Below are 21927 nucleotides of genomic sequence, written 5' to 3' on the forward strand. Positions count from 1 at the left end.
ACGCTGCGTGGGGATATGACCGCCTGCACTAGCTCCCTTGGGCCTCGTGTCGTTCGGCACGCCGCGCAGTAAGCCGCGCAAGGGTGGTATCCGCGATCGCGTCCGTAAGGAGAACGACGGCAAGCCCTGTCGCGACCTTACCCCCTGTGGTACGGACCCCGTCACGCTTACGTCCTCCAATAAGAAGGGCGGTGGCCGCCACGACCTCACCGACTGCAATAGTCGGAATCAGCCAAGGTTTGCTACGAACCAGGTGTGTGTATGAATCCCAGAAACTGGCCTCATTCTTGCGCTCGTTGAGAAGGATATCCACACTTCGACCGATGGCATTAGAGATACCGCGAGCATGGTGAACCGTAGCGCCAGAGACCTGTTCAACGGTCAACCAACCAAGGAGGAACTCTGCCACTTGCGGATCCAATCCCAGTGACCGAACGAACTTGGTGACAGCCGCTGATCCACGCATCTTGGTGGCCTCAAAAGCGCCCTCGACGTCAACACCTGGAACAGCATCATGGATGGCAACAATGTCGCCGCGCGCGCCGACGAGGTCGTGGACCTCATCCGCAATATTTCCTTCCCACCCCTTAGCTCCCGCAACCACGACCTCGTTCATACCCCAGTTGTAGGTGACAACACTCTCGGGGTCATCCTCAGGCATGAAGTGTGCGTGGAACTCGTCTCCCTGGAGAGTGAGCCGAACAAGTGGCGCATCTCCGAAATGCCATCCGGAACGATGGGCTGGAACCTGGGCAAGCAGGATGCTGCGGTGCTCATCGTGGGGTAGTTCTGCCACATCTACGCCCTCGAACGCTGCAAGAAGAGGAATCGCGGACGAGGGCGTAGCACTGATCTCAACAACCCGAATTGGCAGTGATTCACCGTCCTCGGCACCAGCTTTGCCCGCTGTAGAGGCAACCTCAGAAGCGACGTCTTCGACGTCTTCGTCGTCAGCACGCTCAAACCTGTCAACCTGGACGTCACCGAGCATGACCTCGGCTGCGAACTTGTCCGCGATCTTCTCCGCCAGCTCCTGGATGCTCAAACCCGGCCGGAACACCCGACCGCGCTTGGCGAGCGTAGCGACTTGGTCTTGCTGCTCAGCAACGGTAACCCCCACCAATTCCGGAGTCTTGTCGTACCAAACCAGCGATGCCACAACAGATTCACGCTTCAGCTCTTCAGCGAGCTTCAGCGGGTCCAGGGCTCCGGCAATCACCATTCCCTCAACTTTGGACCAGGTATCTTCCGCCATCATTCTCCCTTTCGATTGGCCCTCAGCCTGACGCTGGCACAGCGTCAACGAACTCGCAGTCATTCTGCTCTTCCCCAATTGCAACACGTCCCGACCAGATTGTCTCGTTTCACTGCAAAGATTCTCTAGATCGGGGAAATGTGCGCGATGGGTACCCGCAACGAAAATAGGTGCTGTCGGGGCACAACAGGTGTTGACGTCGGGAAACAGTCACCACCACCAGGAAGCAGCCTCCGACACACAAAGAGTCCCGCCGACCACCAGGCCAACGGGACTCTTCTAACTCACCAGCTCGACAGGTCGAGCCATTGCGAGCTGAAACTACATCTTGGTTCCAGCGGAGCCGAGACGCTCACAAGCCTCAACAACGCGTGCAGCCATTCCGGCCTCAGCAGCCTTGCCCCATGCGCGAGGATCGTACTGCTTCTTATTGCCGACCTCACCATCGATCTTCAGAACGCCCTCGTAGTTCTCATACATCCAACCGGCAACCGGGCGGGTGAATGCGTACTGGGTGTCGGTATCGATGTTCATCTTGATGACACCGTTGGCAACTGCGGTTGCAATCTCTTCAGCAGTGGAGCCGGAGCCGCCATGCATAACGAGGTCGAACGGACGGTCACCCTTGTCGTAGGCGGCACCCACGGCAACCTGGATTTCACCAAGCAGCTCCGGACGCAACTTGACGGCGCCAGGCTTGTAAACACCGTGAACGTTGCCGAAGGTTAGAGCGGTCATGTAACGACCATTCTCACCAAAGCCAAGAGCCTCAACAGTCTTCAAACCGTCTGCAACCGTGGTGTAAAGCTTCTCATTGATAGCGGCCTCAACACCATCTTCTTCGCCACCAACAACACCGATCTCAACTTCAAGGACCGTGTTGGAAGCAACGCACATCGGGAGCAGACGCTGGGCGATCTCAAGGTTCTCAGCAAGCGGAACAGCCGAACCATCCCACATGTGGGACTGGAAGGCAGGAAGGCGACCAGCTGCAACTTCTGCTGCTTCGATCTCTAGCAACGGGATAACCCAGGAATCCAGGTTGTCCTTCGAGCAGTGGTCAGTATGCAGAGCAACTGTGATGTCGTAGTTCTTCGCTACCTGGTATGCGTATGCCGCCATGGCCAGTGAACCCGCCACACGGTCCTTAATGGTCGAACCTGACCAGTATTCAGCGCCACCAACAGAAACCTGAATGATGCCGTCGGAGCCAGCTTCCGCAAAGCCCTGCAGGGCAGCAGTTAGCGTTTGGGATGAGGTCACGTTCACCGCCGGGTAGGCAAACTTGCCTTCCTTAGCCCGGTTCAGCATTTCCTGGTAAACCTCTGGGGTTGCGATTGCCACAAGGACCTCCTAAATATTGGTGCACAGACTTGCACCGAAGTGGGTTAATCTCGCAACCCCCATTGTCCCACATTTGCCGGCAGTTCTGGCTAGGCCAAGGGCCCAAATTCCCGAAAGTATTCCGCCCCGATGCTGCACATCCTCACGCGGGATTCACGCCGAAGCAGCCCTCTAACCTAGTGAACATGCTGCATACTCCACGCAAACATTGCTATAGCAGCGGCGTGACCAACATTCATTGATCTGGTGGAACCATGCTGCGTGATATGAAAAATGCCGTCGCATGCCTGCACCATCTCATCACTGAGACCTGCAGCCTCCTCCCCCATGACCAGGACTGTTTGTTGAGGTAGCCGGCTGGATTCAATTGGCTGGGACTCTCCTATATTGTCGATACCCGCAATGTATAGACCGCGAGGGCGGACGTCCTCGAGAAACCCCGTAACCTCGGGATGGTGCACAACGTTCAGGTAACGGTCGGTGACCATCGCGCCACGCCGGTTCCACCTGCGACGACCCACAATGTGGACCTTAGAAACCCCGAGGGCATTTGCGGTACGGACAATCGAACCGATGTTGAAGTCGTGACCAAGGTTCTCAATGGCAACTTCAAACCCCAGTGATCGGCGAGCAATCTCAGCCCTAATGGCATCCCGCGTCCAGTAACGGAACTCGTCCTCGACATTCCTGTAATCGCCCTCGACCAGCAGATCCATGTCCCATTGGTCACCATTTGGGTGAGCGCCGACCCACGGACCGACACCCCGTCGCTGTTTGTCGGATGCCTCTTGCTCCACATTTCCCCCGCAAACTAGCCACAATGAACCCCTCAACCCTAGTCTGTGCATATGACTTCTGATCTCAAAAACACAACCAGCTCCGTAGGTGACCGCAGTGTGAAGGCGTGGCTCACCGACATGGATGGCGTCCTCGTCCGCGAGAACATCGCGATCCCAGGCGCCCAGCGCTTCCTCGACGCCCTCGCCGAGAAGGAACTGCCCTACCTAGTCCTGACCAACAACTCAATCTTCACGAACCGCGACCTTTCCGCACGCCTTGCGATCTCGGGTCTGATGGTCCCTGAAGACCGGATTTGGACGTCTGCCAATGCAACTGCTGCATTCCTCACGCAACAGTCACCCAACTCGACCGCATATGTTGTGGGCGAAGCGGGACTTACAACCGCGCTTCATCAGGCCGGATACATCATGACCGAGGTCGACCCTGAATACGTGGTGCTCGGAGAGACCCGCAGCTATGATTTCAACTCACTGACGAGGGCGATTCGTCTGATCGAGGGTGGCGCCAAGTTCATTGCCACCAATCCCGACACAACCGGGCCGTCGGATGAAGGCACGCTCCCAGCAACCGGCGCCATTGCAGCGATGATCAGCAAGGCCACGGGAGCCACACCATATTTTGTGGGCAAACCGAACCCAATCATGATTCGGGCTGCCCTGAACACGCTTGGCGCACACTCGGAAGATGCCGCCATGATCGGGGACAGAATGGACACCGACATACTTGCAGCCATTGAATCTGGGCTGCATTCTCACCTTGTTCTGACAGGGTCCACGAAGCTTGCCGACGTCACGTCATTCCCGTACAGGCCCGCAGCCATTCACGATTCGATTGCGGACATGGTTGAACTGGTGCAGAACTAGAAGCGCATCCATTCCTCATCAATGTCGACGATGACCGGCACGTGGTCCGAAGCCCCTTTGCCCTTGCGTTCATCACGGTCAATCTCTGCGCCCGTGACGCGATCGGCCAGCGGAGGGGAGGCAAGCGCGAAGTCGATTCTCATGCCCTGATTACGCGGAAATCGCAACTGCTGGTAGTCCCAGTAGGTGTAGTTGTCGACCATAGGGCGCGTCACTTCGACGAGGCCGTCATCAAGTAGTGCTGAGAAGGCTGCCCTCTCCGGCCCGGAAACATGAGTCTTCCCTTCGAAAAATCCAATGTCCCAGACGTCCTCGTCCCTAGGGGCAATATTCCAGTCCCCAACCAGCATGATCTGAGCGTCGGGGTCCTTCGAACGAAGAGTCGCAATGTACTCACGCAGAGCAGCCAAGAACTCCAACTTGTAGCCGTAGTGAGCGTCATCCAGTTCCCGGCCGTTGGGAACATAGAGGCTCCACAGTGCAAAGGGCTCCCCATCCTGCGGATGCACAGTCGCACCGATTGCGCGCGCCTCAACAATGTCCTTTCCTGCCCATGCGGGCTGCCCGGGGAACGAGTGCTGCACATTGGTCAACGGCAGTCGGGAAAGGAGGGCAACCCCATTCCATTGGTCATACCCAACCATCTGAACTTCAAAACCAAGTTCCTCAAGCCGCTCCGTCGGGAACTGTTCCGGTTTGCATTTGATTTCCTGGAGGGCGAGGACGTCCACGTTCGACCTCTCCAAGAAGGCGACAGCCCGGTCGATTCGTGCCCTGATTGAGTTGATGTTCCAGGTAGCGATTCTCATGGCCCTAAGCCTATCCATCTTGCAGCACCAGAAATCACTTCAAGCGCCTACGATGAGCAGATGGGAACAGCACTTGTAACCGGCGCGACGTCGGGAATTGGTAGGGAGTTTTGCTGGCAGTTATCCAATGCCGGCAGCGATCTGGTCATGGTGGCGCGCAACAGGGGAAGGTTGGACGCACTTGCGACCAATATCCGACGCGTCAACGGCGTGAATGTGGAGGTGCTGGTTGCCGACCTCGCAGAACCCGATGACTTAGCGCAGGTATGCAGGCGGCTCGCGGTCCGGCCGGTGGAAACCCCGGAAAGTGAAGAGCTGCCTTCGTCGGTTGACCTATTGGTAAACAATGCTGGCTTCGGGTTCGATTCGTCATTCCTTGATGATGACTTTGACAGGCAGCTCTACGGCCTCGACGTAATGGTTCGCGCCGTGATGGCAACCTGCTACTACGGCGGACGGCAGATGCGGTCGGCCGGTCGAGGTGGGATTATCAACGTTTCATCCGTTGCGGCAGACACTGGTATGGGACCGTACTCAGCCCACAAGGCGTGGGTCCGCACCTTCTCAGAGGGCTTGTATGAGGAGTTGAGCGGGAGCGGGGTCAACGTCACCGCTGTCATGCCGGGCCTCACGCACACTGAGTTCCATGACCGTTCCGGCGGCAAGAACTATTACGGACAAGCCATGGAAGCCCTGTGGATGACCCCGCATCAGGTGGTGAAGGAAACCCTCGAGGCGTTAGAGCGTAAGCAACCGCTGGTTACACCGTCACTTCGGTACAAGGCCATCTACCATGCCACTCGGATTGCGCCTCGCTTCCTGGTCCGGGCTATTGTGAGCAAACTGCCCCACGCCTGACGGTGCGGTGGGCGCCATGCTACAGCCGCATATCTCGCCCCCACGTATACATTTCACTGAAGCTGCCGGGCGTACCGTGCGAACTACTCGCACAATTGTCCCTCTACGCAGCTTCAAGGATCTTTTCGCCGAGTATCGGCCAGTTCGCCTTATGCCAGGGACCGAAGGGTTCCGCTCCCAAGAAGACCGCGCCGATCCCCCTTTGTGGGTCCACCCAGAGGAACGATCCGGACATTCCAAAGTGCCCGAAGGTGAATGGAGACGCGGACGGCGGGGTCCAATGTGGCTGCTTTTCGCCCTTTATTTCGACACCAAGGCCCCAGGTGTTGTCGCGTTGCATACCGTAGCCCGGCAGGATGCCACGAAGCCCCGGCAGTGCCACCTCACTGAACGCCGATGCCATCTTGGGCGTCAGCAGCTGCGGCTCAAGGAGTTCCTCAGCCAGAACAGTCAAATCCAACGCTGACCCAAACCCCGACCGAGCTGGGGAGCTTGGAACTGTGGTTGAGCGCAGCCCCAGTGGTGCTGCGACCTCACGGTCGATCCACCGTGAGGTCGCAGCGCCAGTCTTCTCTCTCATGAACTCACCCAAGACGTCAAAACCCTGGTTACTGTAGATCCGCCGCATACCGGGCATATCACGGAATTCCGTCCCATTTCCTTCTGCTGCAAGCCCAGATGAATGGGAAAGGAGATGCGCAAGTGTGAACGGCGGAGCTTCTCCATTGTCCGAAGCGCCACCGCTTCCCAGCTGCGAGTTTGCGTGGAACTGCGGGACGGAACCGGCGATGGTCGCTAGAGAGACAATGCCGCTTTGCACCGCCCGCAGTGTTGCAAGCGAAGTGACGATCTTGGTCACGGAAGCCAAGGGGAAACTGCGTGTGACATCCCCCTGCTCCCAAATGACCCGACCATCACGGTCGACTGCCGCGATGGAATGGGCAAACGGGACCGGGAACTGATTCACATGCCCAACGATAGCGTCATCCCATAGCATCTAGGCATGCCTGCCTGACTTCAGCCTGCAACCACCGGCTCAACGCGAAGTTCGTTCCCTCCATCAGCAACCGATACCAAGACTTCCTGACCGTCCTCAACCTCGTTGGCTAGGATCAAGACCGCAAGTCGATCCCCGATTTCCTTCTGCACCAATCTGCGTAGCGGACGCGCCCCATACGCGGGATCGTAACCGTTGTTGGTCAGCCAACGGCGTGCTTCATCAGTAATCTCAAGCGTGATGCGACGAGCGCGCAGCCTGCGACTCATACTCTCAAGTTGCAGGTCGACAATCTGTCCCAGCTCTTCTTTGTCCAGAGGATCAAAGATCACAATCTCATCAAGCCTATTGAGAAACTCAGGTTTGAAGGCGAGTCGGACTGCGGACATCACCGACTCCCGCTTGCCTTCTGAGGACAGTTCAGGGTCAATCAGGTACTGGGAGCCAAGGTTCGAGGTGAGGATCAGAATCGTGTTTCTGAAATCAACCGTCCTCCCCTGGCCATCCGTCAGACGCCCATCATCTAGGACCTGCAACAGAATGTTGAAGACTTCCGGGTGAGCCTTCTCTACCTCATCAAGCAGCACAACCGAGTAGGGACGCCTACGAACAGCTTCCGTCAACTGCCCGCCCTCGTCATAACCAACGTATCCGGGAGGGGCTCCGACAAGGCGCGCAATCGAGTGCTTCTCAGAGTATTCCGACATGTCGATGCGAATCATCGCCCGCTCATCATCAAACAGGAACTCCGCCAGTGACTTTGCCAGTTCCGTCTTGCCCACACCGGTGGGGCCCAGGAAGAGGAATGAACCGGTGGGGCGATTTGGATCTGCCACGCCGGCACGGGAACGTCTAACTGCGTCCGAGACTGCCCGCACCGCGTCCTTCTGCCCGATAAGGCGCTTGCCAATCCAGTCTTCCATTTCGAGAAGCTTCTCTGTTTCACCCTGAAGCAGGCGGCCTGTCGGGATTCCCGTCCACGACTCAATGACTTCAGCGATCTCCGTTGGCCCAACCTTCTCTGCGATCATGGGCTCTGCACTTTCAGCGCGCTGGTCGATTTCTTCCAGTTCGGCAGCTGCTATCGCGTCCTGAATCGCCGGTATCTCACCATTCTGAATTCGACCGGCTTCGTCATACCGACCCTCACGCATAGCGACTTCAAACGCTGTCCGCAGTTCATCCAACTGGACCCTGAGGTCGCCAACCTTATTGCGACCAGCCTTCTCATTTTCCCAGCGTGCCACTAACGCATTCAGTTCCTCACCCGTTTCCGCGATGCTCTCACGGAGGCGGAAAAGTCGGTCCTGTGTTGCGTCATCTTCAGCGTCGGGATCAGACTCGCTCAGGTAAGCCTCTTCCATCTGCAGCCGGTTCAACGACCGCTGCAAGACATCAATCTCTACGGGTGATGAGTCCAGTTCCATCCGCAAGCGCGACGCGGCCTCATCAATCAGATCAATTGCCTTGTCTGGCAGCTGACGCCCTGCAATGTAGCGGTCGGACAGTTCGGCGGCCGCGACAAGCGCTCCGTCAGAAATGGTTACCTTGTGGTGAGCTTCGTACTTGGGAGCAATTCCGCGCAGGATCGCCACCGTGTCTTCGACAGAAGGCTGTCCCACGTAGACCTGTTGGAAGCGGCGTTCAAGCGCGGGATCCTTCTCAATGTTCTCCCTGTATTCATCCAGAGTGGTCGCACCCACCATGCGCAGTTCCCCGCGAGCCAGCATGGGCTTGAGCATGTTGCCTGCGTCCATGGAACCTTCAGAGGCACCGGCACCCACGACTGTGTGTAGCTCATCAATGAACGTGATGACTTCACCGTCAGAGTTACGGATCTCATCAAGGACGGCCTTGAGTCTTTCCTCAAACTCGCCGCGGTACTTTGCCCCTGCGACCATTGCGCCCAAATCTAGGCTTATCAGTTTTTTGTTGCGCAGAGAATCAGGCACATCCCCCTCAACAATTCGTTGTGCCAACCCTTCCACTACGGCTGTCTTGCCCACGCCGGGGTCGCCGATCAGGACCGGATTGTTCTTGGATCGCCTTGAGAGTACCTGCACGACGCGACGAATCTCAGAGTCGCGCCCAATCACCGGATCCAACTTCCCTTCCCGGGCAACTTCGGTCAGGTCACGTCCATACTTCAACAGTGCCTGAAAAGTCCCTTCCGGATCCACGGTTGTTATCGGCTCCGGCCTGAGCTTCTCAAGTTGGACCTCAAGCTCGTCAGGGGTGGCACCGTTCGAACGGAGAATCTTGCCCGCCTCTGAGTCGGACGCCGCAATTGCGATCAAGAGGTGCTCCGTGGACACGTAGGCGTCGCCCTTCACCTCCGCACGTTTCTGAGCATCGGTGATGACATTCATCAGTGCGCGGGAGGTTTGAGGTTGTGCAACCGAGGAGCCGCTGGAGGTCGGAAGCGCCACCAGTGCAGTGCGCACCTGCGCCCCAACCTGCCCGCGTTGCGCCCCAACGGCTGCAAGAAGCGACAGGGCAATGCCCTCTGGTTGTTCCAGCAACGCCTCTAGGAGATGGAGAGGTTCAACCTGGGGGTTACCTGCCGCCGACGCCATTTGCACGGCTGATGAAACGGCTTCCTGGGCGCGGGTTGTCAGTTTTGCACTCATCGTTTCCTCCTGTAACAACTTTGATCAGGGCTACTATCAGTACACTTCGATCATAGAACGCACTTCCGACATCTGCGACCGGGAAGTCGCTTGGAGCGAAATTGCTAGGTGTCGGAAGGCAGTGTCATAGTGGGCAGATGACTAGCCCCGCATCCTATACGTCCCTCCCTGACCCTCTAGACTCCATCACCCCGGCTTTCCTGGAAGAGATCCTGGGTGATGAAGCACTGTCGTGGGTGCGTGAACGTAATGAACGTACCGAAAAGACGCTGGCGGACCACTCCGACACAGCTCCAAGTGTTCACGTCCTCGAAGAAGAGATCCTCTCCGTCCTCGACAACCCGCAGCGCATTCCCATGGTGACGGTTCGCGGTGAGTGGGCTTACAACTTTTGGACGGACGGCGACCACCCGCGGGGATTGTGGCGCAGGCAGAATTATCAGAGCTATCTGGACGGATCAGATGACTGGCACGTGTTGTTGGACGTCGACGCCCTCGCCCGAACCGAAAGCAGGTCATGGGTGTGGCACGGAGCTGCGGTCTGCCCGCAGGACCCTAGCCGCGCACTCATTACCCTGTCTGACGGCGGGTCGGATGCAGATGAGACCAGAGAGTTCGCAATCGACAGCAAAACCTGGGTTGACGACGGATTCTTCCGCCCGGAAGCAAAGGGCAGCCTGTCATGGCTGACGCGCGACATCTGCTGGCTCTCCCAACCCACCTCACCTGACACCACCTCTCCGTCCGGGTACCCTTTGCGCGCCTGCCTTCTTCACAGGGGCCAGTCAGTCGAGGACGCAAACGTGATTCTGCAGGCTGATCCCTCGGCAATGGGCGTGTGGGCGCGGGCGCTCAGGGACGCGCAGGGAGAGCGCTCGATTGTCGAGGTGATGGAGGACTTCTACACCTCGGACCGCTTCCTCGTTGAGGGGGAACCAGGGGAGCTGGTCCCGGACAGCGCTCGGCGTATTCCAGTGCCACGATCTGCTGAAGCCACCGTGTGGAACCGTTGGACCCTAGCGTGGTTGCGGGAAGATTGGAGTCGGCAGGGGCAGACGCACAGAGCCGGGTCCCTGTTGGCCTTCGACACTGAAGAGCTGCTCGTAAGCCCTGACGTTGCCCCGTCAACTACACTGTTTGAACCTACGGCCCACGAGGTTCTCGAAGATCTCACGCTAACCCGCGATCTGGTTGTTCTCACCACTATCCGCGACGTTGTCTCGCATCTGACCGTCCTCGTTCCGCCCTCATCGGGAGCGGCCGAGGGCGGTGGCGCGTGGAAGACTGTGGGGCTGGATGTTCCGGGAGGGACGGATGGCGGCGCCAGACGAATAGCAACGGCGGTTGTCAGCCCGGTTGATAAGCAGAAGAGTAACGATCTGTGGATCGTGACCACCGGGTACACGGAGCCAAGCGAACTATGGCTGGTTCACCCTTCCCTTGACGAGGACGAGAGCGGCCGGGGAAGTGCTACTTCGGTTCGGCAAGCGCCGGACCTCTACGACGCTTCAAACGTCACAGTCACCCAGCATTTCGCGGTGTCAAAGGATGGCACACGCGTACCGTACTTCGAGGTTTCTTCCGAGGGTACTTCCGGACCGTCTCCCACCCTCCTGTACGGCTACGGAGGCTTCGATGTCAGTCTACTTCCCGCCTACAACCCGACAGTCGGACGGGCATGGTTGGAACGCGGCGGCACGTATGTGGTCGCGAATACTCGCGGTGGCGGGGAATACGGTCCCGGCTGGCACCGCAGTGCCCTGAAAGAGAACCGCCACCGAGCGTACGAGGATTTTGTGGCTGTCGCCCGGGACCTGGTTGGCCGTGGAGTGACGACACGTCAGCAGTTGGGTATTCAGGGTGGCTCAAACGGCGGGCTCCTGATGGGGAACATGTACACCCAGTATCCGGATGACTTCGGAGCGGTGCTCTGTCAAGTTCCGTTGCTCAATATGGGCCGTTTCCACACGATGTTAGCTGGGCATTCTTGGATCGCCGAGTACGGGAACCCTGAAGATCCGCAGCAGTGGCAGTTCATTCGTACCTTCAGCCCTGTTCACCTTTTCGACCCCGAACGGTCCTACCCATCCCTGATGTTGACGACTTCCACGAAGGATGATCGCGTTCATCCCGGCCATGCCCGTTCCCTAGGGTACTTGGCTGAAGCAGCGGGAAAGCCGGTGCTGTACTTCGAAAATATCGAGGGCGGCCACGGCGGAGCAGCCGATAATCAGCAGAGGGCGCACAACCAGGCCCTTGGGTGGGCATTCCTTTGGCGGGAGTTGGGAGTTTAGCGCTTCCAAAAGGCGAAAAGGCTTCGGGGCAGACCCTGGGGACGTTCGCACCCCCTCTGATTCACGAAATGTATATGTTGGGTGCTTGTGGTGGCCTGGGGTGCCTACCCCGGGCAATCATTTCGCCCCCACGTATACATTTCGCGCCCCGATGGCTGGGGTGCCCCGTATCTCGCCCCGCAAAGCGTGAAACCCCCTCCACTGCGGACCGTCCCCCGCGTTACGGAGCCACTTAGGGCATACGGAGCCGACTAGGCCCACCCACTCCCAAATCACACCGTTATGCAAGCCTAGCGGGCTCGCTATGGCTTAACCGGCTCGCTACTTGTCGGGAGGGCCCGGGCGGGGAAACCTGAAGCGACAGGTCCCGGGGTGGGGAAGGCCAGGGTGGGGAAGGCCGGGGCCGGGAGGGCCGGCGTAGGGGGGTCCTGCGCAAAGAGATCCGGCACGAAGACCCACGTAAAGTCGTAATCGAGCCCTGCTAGGAGACTCCGGTCAATCTCTTCCACCAGGTCCCGAGGGCGCTTGACATTCTCATTGATCCGTCCGGCATTGAGTTTCAGCTGGATGTCGCTACTGTCACTGCGCTCGAGCTCCGCGAGCAAGTCCGACCGTCCCGCGCTCATGTCCTCGAGCAACGAGGGCAACGGCAGCGAAGCCAGCGTCCGTTTTTGCAGGGTGATGCCGCCATCCACACACCTCCACCACCAGTAGGCAAGGGACGAGTTGAGCAGCAGGTATGCCTGGTTCATGGCTTCTGGCGACTGGAAGGTGAGCACGTGACAGCTTGACCTTTGTAGTGGTTTCTTGCTGGCACTGACGTAGTACCTTGGGGTCGATGCAACCCACAGCCGGTAGAGAGACTCGCCGTCTTCGGGACTCCCGACGACCAGTAGGTCTGCAAGGCACCTGGCATTCGCATCGGAGTCTTCCGACCCTGGTTGCGCCAACACTTCCGGCCCGCACAGTGTGTCCCACACTGCCTCGGTGCCGGGCATCAACTTCGCCCACTCGCCGCCCGGTGCTCTTCGGAGCGGAACCAGAAAGCCCCTCAATCCTTCCCACATTGCTTTCCTGTTTGCCCTGGTCCAGCGAATGATGGGGGTGATCAGCCAGCCCGGAATTCCTGCGCTTTGGGGGACGAGGCCAGAAGCAGGGCCGGCGGAAACAGAGCCGGCTACCTGAGGATCCGCGACCGTGATGCACGCTCTAACAAAGTTGGTGGTACTGGTGTTCGCGGACCCGTATTTGTACCCCCGAAAAATGGTGTCAGGGACATTGTCAAAGACGTAGATCCGTCCTGATCTGTTCGAGAGGATGTTGCGCAGCGGAGCATATCGCAGCCCACCCAAGAACGAGGCCGGAGTCACCGAAACAAACCCCTTGGTGCTAGCGGATACCTTCTCCATGAAGTAGGCGTAGAGCTCGCCAGCCCGTGCAGTCGCGTAGCCATCTTGGCGTTCCTTCCTCCCGTAGGGAGGGTTCATGATGACGTAGTCGGCGGTGACAGTTATCCGAGCTGACAGGAAGTCACCCTTTTGCGACCTGGCCACCAATTCTGGTAGCACCCCGTCGTTCCCACGCGCCGCAAAGGATGCCGTGAGGATCGCTTCTGCGCTAGCCAAGGCGACCTCGTCCAAGTCGACCAAGGACAGGCGTCTCGCCACAAAGGTACTCGGGTCATCCTGGCTTGCAGCAAGATGCCAGGAGAGGTTACCGATCCCACAACAGGGGTCCAGCCACGTACCCGCAGGGAAGTGGTCGGCCTCAGCAACCATGAATTTCGCAACGTCGTCGGGCGTGAAGTACTGGCCATCGCGGCGTCGGGACTTCGGGTCCGACAGGGCGAGGAGCGCCTCGTACACAACGCCTAACTCCCCCACAGACATATCCGCCAACGGGGACACCTCGGAGGGATCTACACCGAGGTGCCCAATCAGTTGGCGCGCCAGATCCGGACGTTTCAGAGAAAGAGATCCCGCTAGGGCACGCTTCCAGTTCAGTTGTGCGAGAGAGCGCTCCGGGGCGCGCAACGCCTCTATCGCACGGGAAACGACCTGGGAATCCACCTAGACCCGGTAGCCCATCATGGCGGACCGCCGTTGCCCGTTGCGCTTCACAAGCCAGACAATACCGCCGATCAGAACCCCCAAACCAACGATGCCAACCACTGACGCCCACCCGAGTGCCGAGGCCGTCGCGGGGAGCATCCCATCCAATGCCTCCCCGTCAAAAACAACAACCGAGTCAGATGACGTCATCCCAGTGCAGGAAAGCGTGTACTCCCCCGGAGTCAAATCCCTTGCGACCACTATCGCGCCGTCAAGCTCAGGTTGCATTTCCACGCTTCCTAAGCCTTCCTGTGAGAGTGTGCACGTCTGTGGCAGCGTCGATGTCGTAGCAACTCCGATGGAGCCGGTTTCACCCACCACGACGACGCCACCATTGGTTGCCTGCATCGAACTCTCCACAATGCTGGAGAGTCCAATCCCAGAGAAAATCATGGCAACGAGGACGATTGGCGCAATGACCACCATAAGTATCGCGCCACCAACAATCGTCAATATCGGTCCTGTTCGTGACGGGAGCGGAGGCGACACCGGATAGCCGTATCCGCCCGCGTGCGGCCCGTGGGTGTTTTGTGGAACTCCTGAACCATATGGAGTGCCGCCCTGGGGACCAGTTCCATACGGGGACGCCCCATATGGGTTCTGCGTCTGTTGTGAGCTGGTCGGGAACTGAGCACCTGCCTGCCCGCCGGGAAAATACTGGGGACTCTGTGGGGGTTGCGAACCGGAGGCATCCGCTCCACCGTATACGGGCCAAGGCGTCGAACCCTGTCCTTCCTGCACACCTCCCGGGTTTGTCTGTCCGTACACAGGCCAGGGATTCTCACCCTGATTCTGACCGCGATTGTTCTGGGAACTTCCCGAACTATAAGGGTCACTCATCAGTTCTCCTCTTCCACGCCGACAGCTTCAAGGCGTTCACTTCGCAGCCTCTCAACAAGGGGCATTTCGATTTCTGCTAACTCACCGGGATTGACTCCGAGCGCCTCTGCCAGAAGGTAGTCAGCCAACTGGGGGTTCCGCGCTAGTGCCGGGCCGTGTAGGTACGTGCCAATAATGCTCCCCTGCACGGCACCCTCGTAGAGGACCGACGAGGAGTCGTCCGCTTCCAGTGAGTCCTCGACGCTTCCATTTCCGACTCCCACCAGCACCTCCCCCAGCGGCCTCGCATCGGGACCCAGCGTTGTCCCTCCACCATGGTTCTCAAACCCCGTCAGCAGGTGAGTCAAACCCGCCAGCAGGGGACGTTCAACCAGTTCCCCAATCGCACGACGTCCCCGAGGCCGAGTGACCACGTCAAGCAATCCCAAACCTTCGACTTCACGTCCACCCGCGTCCGTGTACCTCTCACCAAGGACCTGCAGTGAAGCACAAATGGCCAATATGGGACGCCGTGCTTCCGCTGCTTCCACAAGTCCTCTATGTTCTCGCATTCGTGATGCGGCAAGGGCTTGCGCGGTATCCTCCCCACCACCGAGGACATAAATATCGAGGTCGGAAGGGATGGCATCCGAGAGACCAATTATCATCACTTCGGCTGGAATGCCGCGCCTCACTGCCCTCTCACGGAGAACGGTTGCGTTGCCGGTATCGCCATAGGTACCCAGTACCTCGGGATAAACGACACCGATCCGCAGGACCGACTCAGACATCTGAATCACCGCCACTTCCAGACTTGGCCCGTGCTGTTTCAATCTCTTTCTTGAGATCCCGGAATGCCGTGTAATTTGCCAACACCTGCACGGGAGCAACATCCATGGCAAAGATCGCTTCGAAGGGGCTATCGATCACTTCGGCAGTGATGCCAGCGTAATCCAGTCTCACCGCCAAGTCTGCGGCCCTCTCCCCGCTGGCTATGATGCGACTCGCTCCCAGCTCCCGCAGGGGTGTGAAGTCAACGTCCCACAACCATGAGGTATCAGTACCGTCGGCGCGCTGCGCGTTGACCGCAACAATGACCTGTTCGGTACTGGAAGGAATTGCAGTCTGGGACTCTTGCCAGCCTGCGGGGTTCTTGGCCAGCAGCAGATTTACGGCCCGCCCTGCAACATCGTAGGTTTGGTAGCGTCCAGCAACCCCACTGACAGTTCCCACCGCGCGTGCAGCACGCAGAGGAGCAACCCCCATCACAACCGCGGCAGCTATTGCCTGCGCACTGTTACCCCGGTTGGCCCTGCCAGGAACACTCAAAGACACTGGGGTGTGGGTACCGTCTGGCCCCAGCAGATCGAAGGAGCCATCCTCGAACACCTCGGTGATCTCCCAGTCGGGGACCGGACGGCGATAGGCGCCATCGCCCTCGACCTCCCAATCCTCATCATGGCGCTCGATGAGCGTGCCTGTGCGCGGGAAGGAAACCGCATCGTCCTTCCAGGGGGCACCCGCCGCCACCCAGACGACCTTGGGCGCATCCCAGGCCGCAGAGACAACAAGGGGGTCATCACAGTTGGCGATGATCGTTGCCTGAGGATTGGCGTTAACCGCATCTCTGAGACGCTTCTCAACTGCTCCGATTTCTCCGACCCGGTCCAGCTGGTCGCGGGAGAGATTCAGCAGAACTATGGCTTCCGGGCCCACCTTTCCAGCAATGTCGGGCATGTTCATCTCATCAACTTCAAGAGCTGCCAGGTGCGCATCCCGCCCCACCATTAGGGCGGTTGTCACGCCGGTCTGCATGTTGTCTCCACCCAGATTTCCTGTGACCCGGCCTACGGCACTCAATGCGGCAGCGACCATCTTGGTCGTCGTGGATTTCCCGTTGGTACCCGTGATGAGGACGCATCGTTTACCGGCGCTCAACTCTTCAATCATGTCGGGGTTGACGCGAAGTGCAACGCGCCCTCCAAACATTCCGCCCGCCCCGCGGCCCATTGCCTTCGAGGCCGCGCGAGCACCCAAACCCGCCACAAGAGCTGCCCGAGCCCGCGCAGAAAGAGATCCTCCCCGAGACTGCTTAGGTGTCATTCGTTCCCCTCAAACCAACTTGCGACGCTCTGCTATCTGCCCCAGACGTAGACTGGCAACCAGTTGCCAGCCCGTCAATCCACGCTCCGCCAGGGCACTGCCAGGGCGCATGGATAACTCTACAGGTGCGTGTCGCCCAGGCTTCGAGCTCACCAGCTCCACCAGTTCGCGAGCAGCCCCAACGGGCCGCGACCCAGGCAGCTGAAGGGAGGCAGCGGCGACATCACCGCCGCTGGTGGGGACGTCCGACCGTCGACCCACTGCCCCGGAGTGGGAGCGGAGCTGCACCTTCCCCTCCGAATCCGCGGTGAAAACCCCCTTCACGGGGGTCTGCGCCCTCGCAAGTGCGGCGTTGAGGTCATCAAGCGCGCTCTTCAAAGTACGCACTTCTTCTTCGAGGCCGAGAATGCGTTGCACCCCAGCCAGGTTGATCCCGTGTTCCTGAGTCAACCGTTGGATATGCCGCAAGCGTTCAATGTCGGCTGAAGAGTAGCGTCGTCCCTGGCCTTTGGTTCGACCTGGCTTGACCAGTCCAAGACGGTCGTACTGCCGCAGTGTCTGCGCATGCATTCCACTCAGAGTCGCGGCCACCGAAACGGTATAGACGGCCTCACTCCTCGCGTTGGCTTGCTGTGACGCTACTGCCTCAGTCATCGGGTTGTCGCCGCCTTAAGCGCTTCGCGAGGGTCCCAAGTACCAAGTTCTGTCCGTAGCTCTTCTATCGTCGCTTTTGCGTCGTCGGAGAGCTTCGAGGGCGTGCTGACCTGTAGTTCAACAAGAACGTCGCCGCGCTTGCTGCCTTTCTTCACACCTCGCTCGCGAACCCGCAGAACACGGCCTGACGAAGTGTTGGCTGGAACTTTTACCCCCACCTTTGTTCCGTCGGGCAGCGGCACGTCGATCGTTGCACCCAACGCTGCTTCCGGGTATGACACCGGGACTTTAACCCGTAGGTTTGCGCCGTCCATCGTGAAGACGGGGCTCTTCTCTACGGAGACTTTGACGACGAGGTCGCCTGCCGGTCCTCCTGATACGCCGGGCTGACCTTTGCCACGAAGACGGATCTTCTGTCCGTCGCGGACCCCGGCAGGAATTCGCACCTTCATCGACTTGCCGTCGAGGGCGAACTGCAGGGTCTCGCCCTCGTACGCCTGTTTGAAAGTCAGAGTGGTCGAAGTTGTGAGGTCGGCGCCTTTCTGCGGTTGCGGCGCTGCGTATTGCCCACCACCGAAGCCGCCAAAGGGACTTCCACCGCCGGATCCACCGCTGCCGAAGGGGCTGGAGCCCCCTCCCCCGCCAAAGAGTGAGGAGAGTATGTCTTCGGCTCCACCGAATCCACCTCCACCACCGCCACTGGTTTGGTAGCGCACGTTCGGGCCACCCTGGCCCGCACCGCCGCCGAACATGCCGCCAAACATGTCTTCGAAGCCGCCGCCCGCGCCGCCGCCCGTGTAGCGGGGGCCGCCCGAACCCATGGCGCGGATCGCATCATAACGCTCACGCTGGTCCTTGTCGGAAAGAACGGCGAATGCCTCACCGATCTCCTTGAACTTGGCCTCAGCCTTCGTGTCCCCCGCGTTCTGGTCCGGGTGCCACTTGCGGGCGAGCTTGCGGTACGCCTTCCGGATCTCTTTGTCGTCCGCTGACTTGTCGACGCCGAGGATCTTGTAGAAGTCTTGGTCTAGCCAATCTTGTTCAGCCATTTCAGCCTCCTCTCCATCGAACCCCTAAGCAGGGTTGTCAACGATTACCTTGGTTGGGCGAAGAACCCGTTCGCCGACCTTGAATCCGGGTTGCAGAACGGTCGCGATGACAGCCTCTTCGACATCGGGGTTAGCCTGCGCCATAAGCGCGTCGTGCAACGTCGGGTCGAAGACGTCTCCGGGTGCCCCAAACTGGACGAGGCCGAAGCGTCCACCGAGGATCTCTTCGAACTTGTCCGCAATTGCCGCGAACGGTCCGTCTGCCAGCTCCCCGGCTGTACGTGCAGCCTCGATATCGTCGAGGACTGGCAGTAGTTCCTCCACAACGTCCTCCCGGGCTGCGGCCTGGCGGTTAGCAGCCTCTTCTTTGGAGCGGCGCACATAGTTACCGTACTCCTGGCGTACGTTGTAAGTCTCTGCCCTGCTTCTGCTGAGCTCATCGCGTGCTTCGTCAAGATCCTTCTGGAGTTTCACCAGGTCGCTGCCGTCGCCAAAATTCTCTTCAAATGCGGTGAAGTCTGTGTCTTCTCCGCCCTCGTCGGCAGATGTGTTTTCCGCAATATGTTGAGTGGGGTCTTCCGAACCCGGATCAACAGTGTTTTCTTCAGTCATGCTCTCTTCTCCGTTGGCCTGCTGGGCCTGAACGTTCCTTCTAAAGTCTGCCGGACAGACGGCGGAGGGGGCCGCAGGCGCGACCCCCTCCCCGTTACTAAGTTGTCAGTCGAAACTGCGCCTACTTGTCGTCCTCGTCTTCAACGATCTCTGCGTCGATGACTTCTTCCTCAGCGTTGACATCTTCCTGGCTGGGAAGCTCTTCCTCTGCTGCCTCTGACGCTGCAGCCTGGTAAACCTCTTCACCAATCTTCATGCCGACCTCGTTGAGGTGATCGAATGCCTTCTTCACAGCATCCGTGTCGTCGCCCTCGAGCGCAGACTTCACTTCGTCGATGGCTTCCTGAACCGTCTTGCGGGTGTCTTCAGAAACCTTGTCCTCGTTCTCCTTGAGGAGCTTCTCGATAGAGTATGCGGTCTGCTCAGCAAGGTTACGGGTTTCCAGGTCCTCGCGACGCTTCTTATCCTCTTCAGCGTGCTCTTCGGCTTCCTTCACCATGCGCTCAATGTCATCCTTGGGAAGTGCAGAACCACCGGTGATTGTCATCGACTGTTCCTTGTTCGTCCCACGGTCCTTGGCGGAAACGTGGACAATGCCGTTGGCGTCAATATCGAAGGAGACCTCAATTTGGGGAACCCCACGCGGCGCCGGAGCAATGCCGGTCAGTTCGAAGGTGCCCAGCGGCTTGTTATCCCTGGTGAAGTCACGTTCACCCTGGAATACCTGGATGAGGACGGAAGACTGGCCATCTTCAGCAGTCGAGAACACCTCGGTTGCACGGGTTGGGATCGCCGTGTTGCGCTCGATCAGTCGGGTCATTACGCCACCCTTGGTCTCAATGCCGAGGGAAAGCGGTGTCACGTCGATCAGCAGCACGTCAGAGCGGTCGCCCTGCATGACACCGGCCTGAAGGGCTGCGCCGATAGCAACAACCTCATCTGGGTTCACTGTACGAGTCGGCTCCTTACCACCGGTCAACTTGACGACGAGGTCGTTCACGGCCGGCATACGGGTTGAGCCACCAACCAGCACCACGTGGTCAATCTCAGAAACCGAAACTCCGGCCTCCTTGATGACGTCCTTGAACGGCTTCTCGGTGCGATCCAAGAGGTCCTTCGTCATGTCTTCAAACTTTGCGCGCGTTAGCTTCTCATCCAAGTGGATTGGGCCTGACTCGCTCATCGACAGGTACTGCATCGAGATGGTGGTGGTCGTCGCGGTTGAAAGCTCACGCTTCGCCTGCTCTGACGCTTCCTTCAAACGCTGCAGTGCGACCGGATCCTTACCCAGGTCAACACCGGTCTTGGACTTGACCTGCTGGATCAACCAGTCAACGATGCGCTGATCCCAGTCGTCGCCACCCAGCCGGTTGTCGCCTGCTGTAGCGCGAACCTGAATGGTGGAGAAGCCATCATCATCCTTGGCAACTTCCAGCAGTGATACGTCGAAGGTACCGCCGCCGAGGTCGAAGACCAGAATCAGTTCTTCTTCTTTTCCTTTATCCAGACCGTAGGCAAGTGCTGCCGCTGTCGGCTCGTTGATAATGCGCAGAACGTTCAAACCTGAAATCTGCCCCGCGTCCTTGGTTGCCTGACGCTCAGCATCGTTGAAGTACGCGGGGACCGTGATCACCGCGTCGGTGACGGGCTCACCCAGGTACGATTCTGCATCGTGCTTCAGCTTCGACAAGATACGCGCCGAAATCTCTTGCGCCGTGTAGTTCTTATCGTCAATGCTCTGGGACCAGTTCGTTCCCATATGGCGCTTCACTGAAGAAATTGTGCGATCAACGTTGGTTACTGCCTGACGCTTCGCAATTTCACCCACAAGAACTTCGCCGCTCTTGGAGAATGCCACCACCGAAGGGGTGGTACGTGCGCCCTCAGCGTTCACGATGATCGTCGGTTCGCCACCCTCTAGCACCGCGAGTGCGGAGTTGGTGGTTCCCAAGTCAATACCTACTGCTCGACCCATGAGTCGTGCCTCCTGTTTTCTAAATCTATTTGGTCAGTCGCTCACGGTCGGGAGGGCTTTCCCAACCTTTCCAACCTTGAGCCTCATGGACTCAACCTTAGAAGTTGACACGACCGGACGCAACCCCCAAATCATGCAGACTTGAGTCCAGTCGACTCAACCTTGGAGTTTTCCTCGTGTTTTCGCCAAATCTGACCGCCAAGAGCCTTCAGTGATCCTCACCACACGGGTCTACGTTGTACCCTTGAGACGTTCTAACCGCATTTTCTTCTGCGAAAGCGAATCCTCATGACCGTTGACCTAATCACCGACGTCACCCCGGAACTGGTTGAGGCGTTTGAGAAGCTGATTCCCCAGCTCTCCTCCTCCGCCCAACCCATGGGGAAAAAGGCACTCAAGAAGTTTGTGGCTCAGCCAGGAGTCTTTCTCTTCACGTACAGGGCAGTTCCCACAGGTGAGGCACCTGTCCCAGGCTTGGACCCAATCCTCGGCATGCTCACGCTGGTGACCTTTCAGATCCCAACCGGTAAGCGCGCCTGGATTGAGGACGTGGTCGTCGACAACGGCGCCAGGGGCCAGGGAGCTGGACAGGCCCTGGTTGAAGCCGCCCTCGACCAAGCCAAAGTCCTCGGCTGTGTTTCAGTCGACCTCACCTCACGACCGTCCCGCGAAGCCGCAAACCGTCTCTACGTTCGCTGCGGTTTCCAAACCCGTGAAACCAACATCTACCGCTACGTGGAGTAACAGAGCATC

The 21927-nt window shown here is 58.8% G+C and carries 18 protein-coding genes; 4 read left to right on the forward strand and 14 right to left on the reverse strand.

All coding sequences use genetic code 11. The annotated features are described in order from the left end of the window. Positions 1 to 28 precede the first annotated feature (28 nt). From H2O65_RS09085 to H2O65_RS09095, 3 genes are all read right to left on the reverse strand, one after another. On the reverse strand, positions 29 to 1318 hold the full coding sequence (locus H2O65_RS09085; RefSeq protein WP_182141388.1) for a hypothetical protein: 1290 nt from the start codon (positions 1316 to 1318) through the stop codon (positions 29 to 31). 258 nt (positions 1319 to 1576) lie between these two features. Then, positions 1577 to 2599 (reverse strand): class II fructose-bisphosphate aldolase, encoded by a 1023-nt coding sequence (fbaA, locus tag H2O65_RS09090; protein WP_182141389.1) that lies wholly within the window; start codon positions 2597 to 2599, stop codon positions 1577 to 1579. Positions 2600 to 2775: 176 nt separating this feature from the next. Then, positions 2776 to 3447 (reverse strand): TrmH family RNA methyltransferase, encoded by a 672-nt coding sequence (locus H2O65_RS09095; RefSeq protein WP_182141390.1) that lies wholly within the window; start codon positions 3445 to 3447, stop codon positions 2776 to 2778. On the opposite strand from H2O65_RS09095, the gene H2O65_RS09100 reads away from it, so the two are divergent. Then, positions 3448 to 4263, forward strand: a complete 816-nt coding sequence (locus H2O65_RS09100) for an HAD-IIA family hydrolase (RefSeq protein WP_182141391.1) — start codon at positions 3448 to 3450, stop codon at positions 4261 to 4263. Here the strand turns inward: H2O65_RS09100 and H2O65_RS09105 are convergent. Next, on the reverse strand, positions 4260 to 5072 hold the full coding sequence (locus tag H2O65_RS09105) for an exodeoxyribonuclease III (RefSeq protein ID WP_182141392.1): 813 nt from the start codon (positions 5070 to 5072) through the stop codon (positions 4260 to 4262). The two genes, H2O65_RS09100 and H2O65_RS09105, sit on opposite strands and share 4 nt — an antisense overlap. Positions 5073 to 5132: 60 nt before the next feature. On the opposite strand from H2O65_RS09105, the gene H2O65_RS09110 reads away from it, so the two are divergent. After that, positions 5133 to 5930 (forward strand): SDR family oxidoreductase, encoded by a 798-nt coding sequence (locus tag H2O65_RS09110; RefSeq protein ID WP_182141393.1) that lies wholly within the window; start codon positions 5133 to 5135, stop codon positions 5928 to 5930. A gap of 103 nt (positions 5931 to 6033) precedes the next feature. Here H2O65_RS09110 and H2O65_RS09115 read toward each other — a convergent pair whose 3' ends face one another. Together H2O65_RS09115 and clpB are read right to left on the reverse strand one after the other, a co-directional pair. Beyond that, on the reverse strand, positions 6034 to 6927 hold the full coding sequence (locus H2O65_RS09115) for a serine hydrolase (protein ID WP_182141394.1): 894 nt from the start codon (positions 6925 to 6927) through the stop codon (positions 6034 to 6036). Positions 6928 to 6947: 20 nt separating this feature from the next. Further along, positions 6948 to 9557 (reverse strand): ATP-dependent chaperone ClpB, encoded by a 2610-nt coding sequence (clpB, locus tag H2O65_RS09120; protein WP_182141395.1) that lies wholly within the window; start codon positions 9555 to 9557, stop codon positions 6948 to 6950. 137 nt (positions 9558 to 9694) lie between these two features. Here clpB and H2O65_RS09125 point away from each other — a divergent pair, with 137 nt between their 5' ends. Beyond that, a complete protein-coding gene (locus tag H2O65_RS09125; RefSeq protein WP_182141396.1) occupies positions 9695 to 11851 on the forward strand; it encodes a prolyl oligopeptidase family protein in 2157 nt (718 codons plus the stop codon). Positions 11852 to 12153: 302 nt separating this feature from the next. Here the strand turns inward: H2O65_RS09125 and H2O65_RS09130 are convergent, their stop codons facing one another. The 8 genes from H2O65_RS09130 to dnaK form a co-directional block, all read right to left on the reverse strand. Next, positions 12154 to 13920, reverse strand: a complete 1767-nt coding sequence (locus H2O65_RS09130) for an N-6 DNA methylase (RefSeq protein WP_182141397.1) — start codon at positions 13918 to 13920, stop codon at positions 12154 to 12156. Continuing rightward, positions 13921 to 14802, reverse strand: coding sequence for a hypothetical protein (locus tag H2O65_RS09135; RefSeq protein ID WP_182141398.1), 882 nt, complete (start codon positions 14800 to 14802; stop codon positions 13921 to 13923). Beyond that, complete coding sequence (locus tag H2O65_RS09140) at positions 14802 to 15572, reverse strand: type 1 glutamine amidotransferase (RefSeq protein WP_182141399.1); 771 nt, start codon at positions 15570 to 15572, stop codon at positions 14802 to 14804. The genes H2O65_RS09135 and H2O65_RS09140 overlap by 1 nt, the downstream gene beginning before the upstream one ends. Next, positions 15565 to 16884: a MurT ligase domain-containing protein gene (locus H2O65_RS09145; protein ID WP_182141400.1), complete on the reverse strand. Its 1320-nt coding sequence runs from the start codon at positions 16882 to 16884 to the stop codon at positions 15565 to 15567. Before H2O65_RS09145 ends, H2O65_RS09140 begins: the two co-directional genes overlap by 8 nt. A gap of 9 nt (positions 16885 to 16893) precedes the next feature. After that, positions 16894 to 17538 (reverse strand): heat shock protein transcriptional repressor HspR, encoded by a 645-nt coding sequence (locus tag H2O65_RS09150; protein ID WP_182141401.1) that lies wholly within the window; start codon positions 17536 to 17538, stop codon positions 16894 to 16896. Beyond that, entirely contained in the window at positions 17535 to 18587 is a 1053-nt protein-coding gene (locus H2O65_RS09155) for a DnaJ C-terminal domain-containing protein (RefSeq protein ID WP_182141402.1), read from the reverse strand. Before H2O65_RS09155 ends, H2O65_RS09150 begins: the two co-directional genes overlap by 4 nt. A 24-nt stretch (positions 18588 to 18611) precedes the next feature. Continuing rightward, on the reverse strand, positions 18612 to 19199 hold the full coding sequence (locus H2O65_RS09160) for a nucleotide exchange factor GrpE (protein WP_182141403.1): 588 nt from the start codon (positions 19197 to 19199) through the stop codon (positions 18612 to 18614). Between the two features lie 121 nt (positions 19200 to 19320). Beyond that, complete coding sequence (gene dnaK / locus H2O65_RS09165) at positions 19321 to 21174, reverse strand: molecular chaperone DnaK (protein WP_182141404.1); 1854 nt, start codon at positions 21172 to 21174, stop codon at positions 19321 to 19323. A 288-nt stretch (positions 21175 to 21462) separates the two neighbouring features. On the opposite strand from dnaK, the gene H2O65_RS09170 reads away from it, so the two are divergent. Beyond that, complete coding sequence (locus H2O65_RS09170) at positions 21463 to 21918, forward strand: N-acetyltransferase (RefSeq protein ID WP_182141405.1); 456 nt, start codon at positions 21463 to 21465, stop codon at positions 21916 to 21918. Positions 21919 to 21927: the final 9 nt, after the last annotated feature.

Origin of the sequence: Schaalia sp. JY-X169 (genome assembly GCF_014069575.1) — a bacterium.
GTDB lineage: Bacteria > Actinomycetota > Actinomycetes > Actinomycetales > Actinomycetaceae > Scrofimicrobium.

Excerpts from the sequence above, each read along its gene's own strand:
- H2O65_RS09085 (WP_182141388.1), bottom strand. The coding sequence starts at position 1,318 with ATGACTGCGAGTTCGTTGACGCTGTGCCAGCGTCAGGCTGAGGGCCAA.
- H2O65_RS09095 (WP_182141390.1), bottom strand. The coding sequence starts at position 3,447 with ATGCACAGACTAGGGTTGAGGGGTTCATTGTGGCTAGTTTGCGGGGGA.
- H2O65_RS09100 (WP_182141391.1), top strand. The coding sequence starts at position 3,448 with ATGACTTCTGATCTCAAAAACACAACCAGCTCCGTAGGTGACCGCAGT.
- H2O65_RS09105 (WP_182141392.1), bottom strand. The coding sequence starts at position 5,072 with ATGAGAATCGCTACCTGGAACATCAACTCAATCAGGGCACGAATCGAC.
- H2O65_RS09110 (WP_182141393.1), top strand. The coding sequence starts at position 5,133 with ATGGGAACAGCACTTGTAACCGGCGCGACGTCGGGAATTGGTAGGGAG.
- H2O65_RS09115 (WP_182141394.1), bottom strand. The coding sequence starts at position 6,927 with ATGCTATGGGATGACGCTATCGTTGGGCATGTGAATCAGTTCCCGGTC.
- clpB (WP_182141395.1), bottom strand. The coding sequence starts at position 9,557 with ATGAGTGCAAAACTGACAACCCGCGCCCAGGAAGCCGTTTCATCAGCC.
- H2O65_RS09125 (WP_182141396.1), top strand. The coding sequence starts at position 9,695 with ATGACTAGCCCCGCATCCTATACGTCCCTCCCTGACCCTCTAGACTCC.
- H2O65_RS09135 (WP_182141398.1), bottom strand. The coding sequence starts at position 14,802 with ATGAGTGACCCTTATAGTTCGGGAAGTTCCCAGAACAATCGCGGTCAG.
- H2O65_RS09140 (WP_182141399.1), bottom strand. The coding sequence starts at position 15,572 with ATGTCTGAGTCGGTCCTGCGGATCGGTGTCGTTTATCCCGAGGTACTG.
- H2O65_RS09145 (WP_182141400.1), bottom strand. The coding sequence starts at position 16,884 with ATGACACCTAAGCAGTCTCGGGGAGGATCTCTTTCTGCGCGGGCTCGG.
- H2O65_RS09150 (WP_182141401.1), bottom strand. The coding sequence starts at position 17,538 with ATGACTGAGGCAGTAGCGTCACAGCAAGCCAACGCGAGGAGTGAGGCC.
- H2O65_RS09155 (WP_182141402.1), bottom strand. The coding sequence starts at position 18,587 with ATGGCTGAACAAGATTGGCTAGACCAAGACTTCTACAAGATCCTCGGC.
- H2O65_RS09160 (WP_182141403.1), bottom strand. The coding sequence starts at position 19,199 with ATGACTGAAGAAAACACTGTTGATCCGGGTTCGGAAGACCCCACTCAA.
- dnaK (WP_182141404.1), bottom strand. The coding sequence starts at position 21,174 with ATGGGTCGAGCAGTAGGTATTGACTTGGGAACCACCAACTCCGCACTC.
- H2O65_RS09170 (WP_182141405.1), top strand. The coding sequence starts at position 21,463 with ATGACCGTTGACCTAATCACCGACGTCACCCCGGAACTGGTTGAGGCG.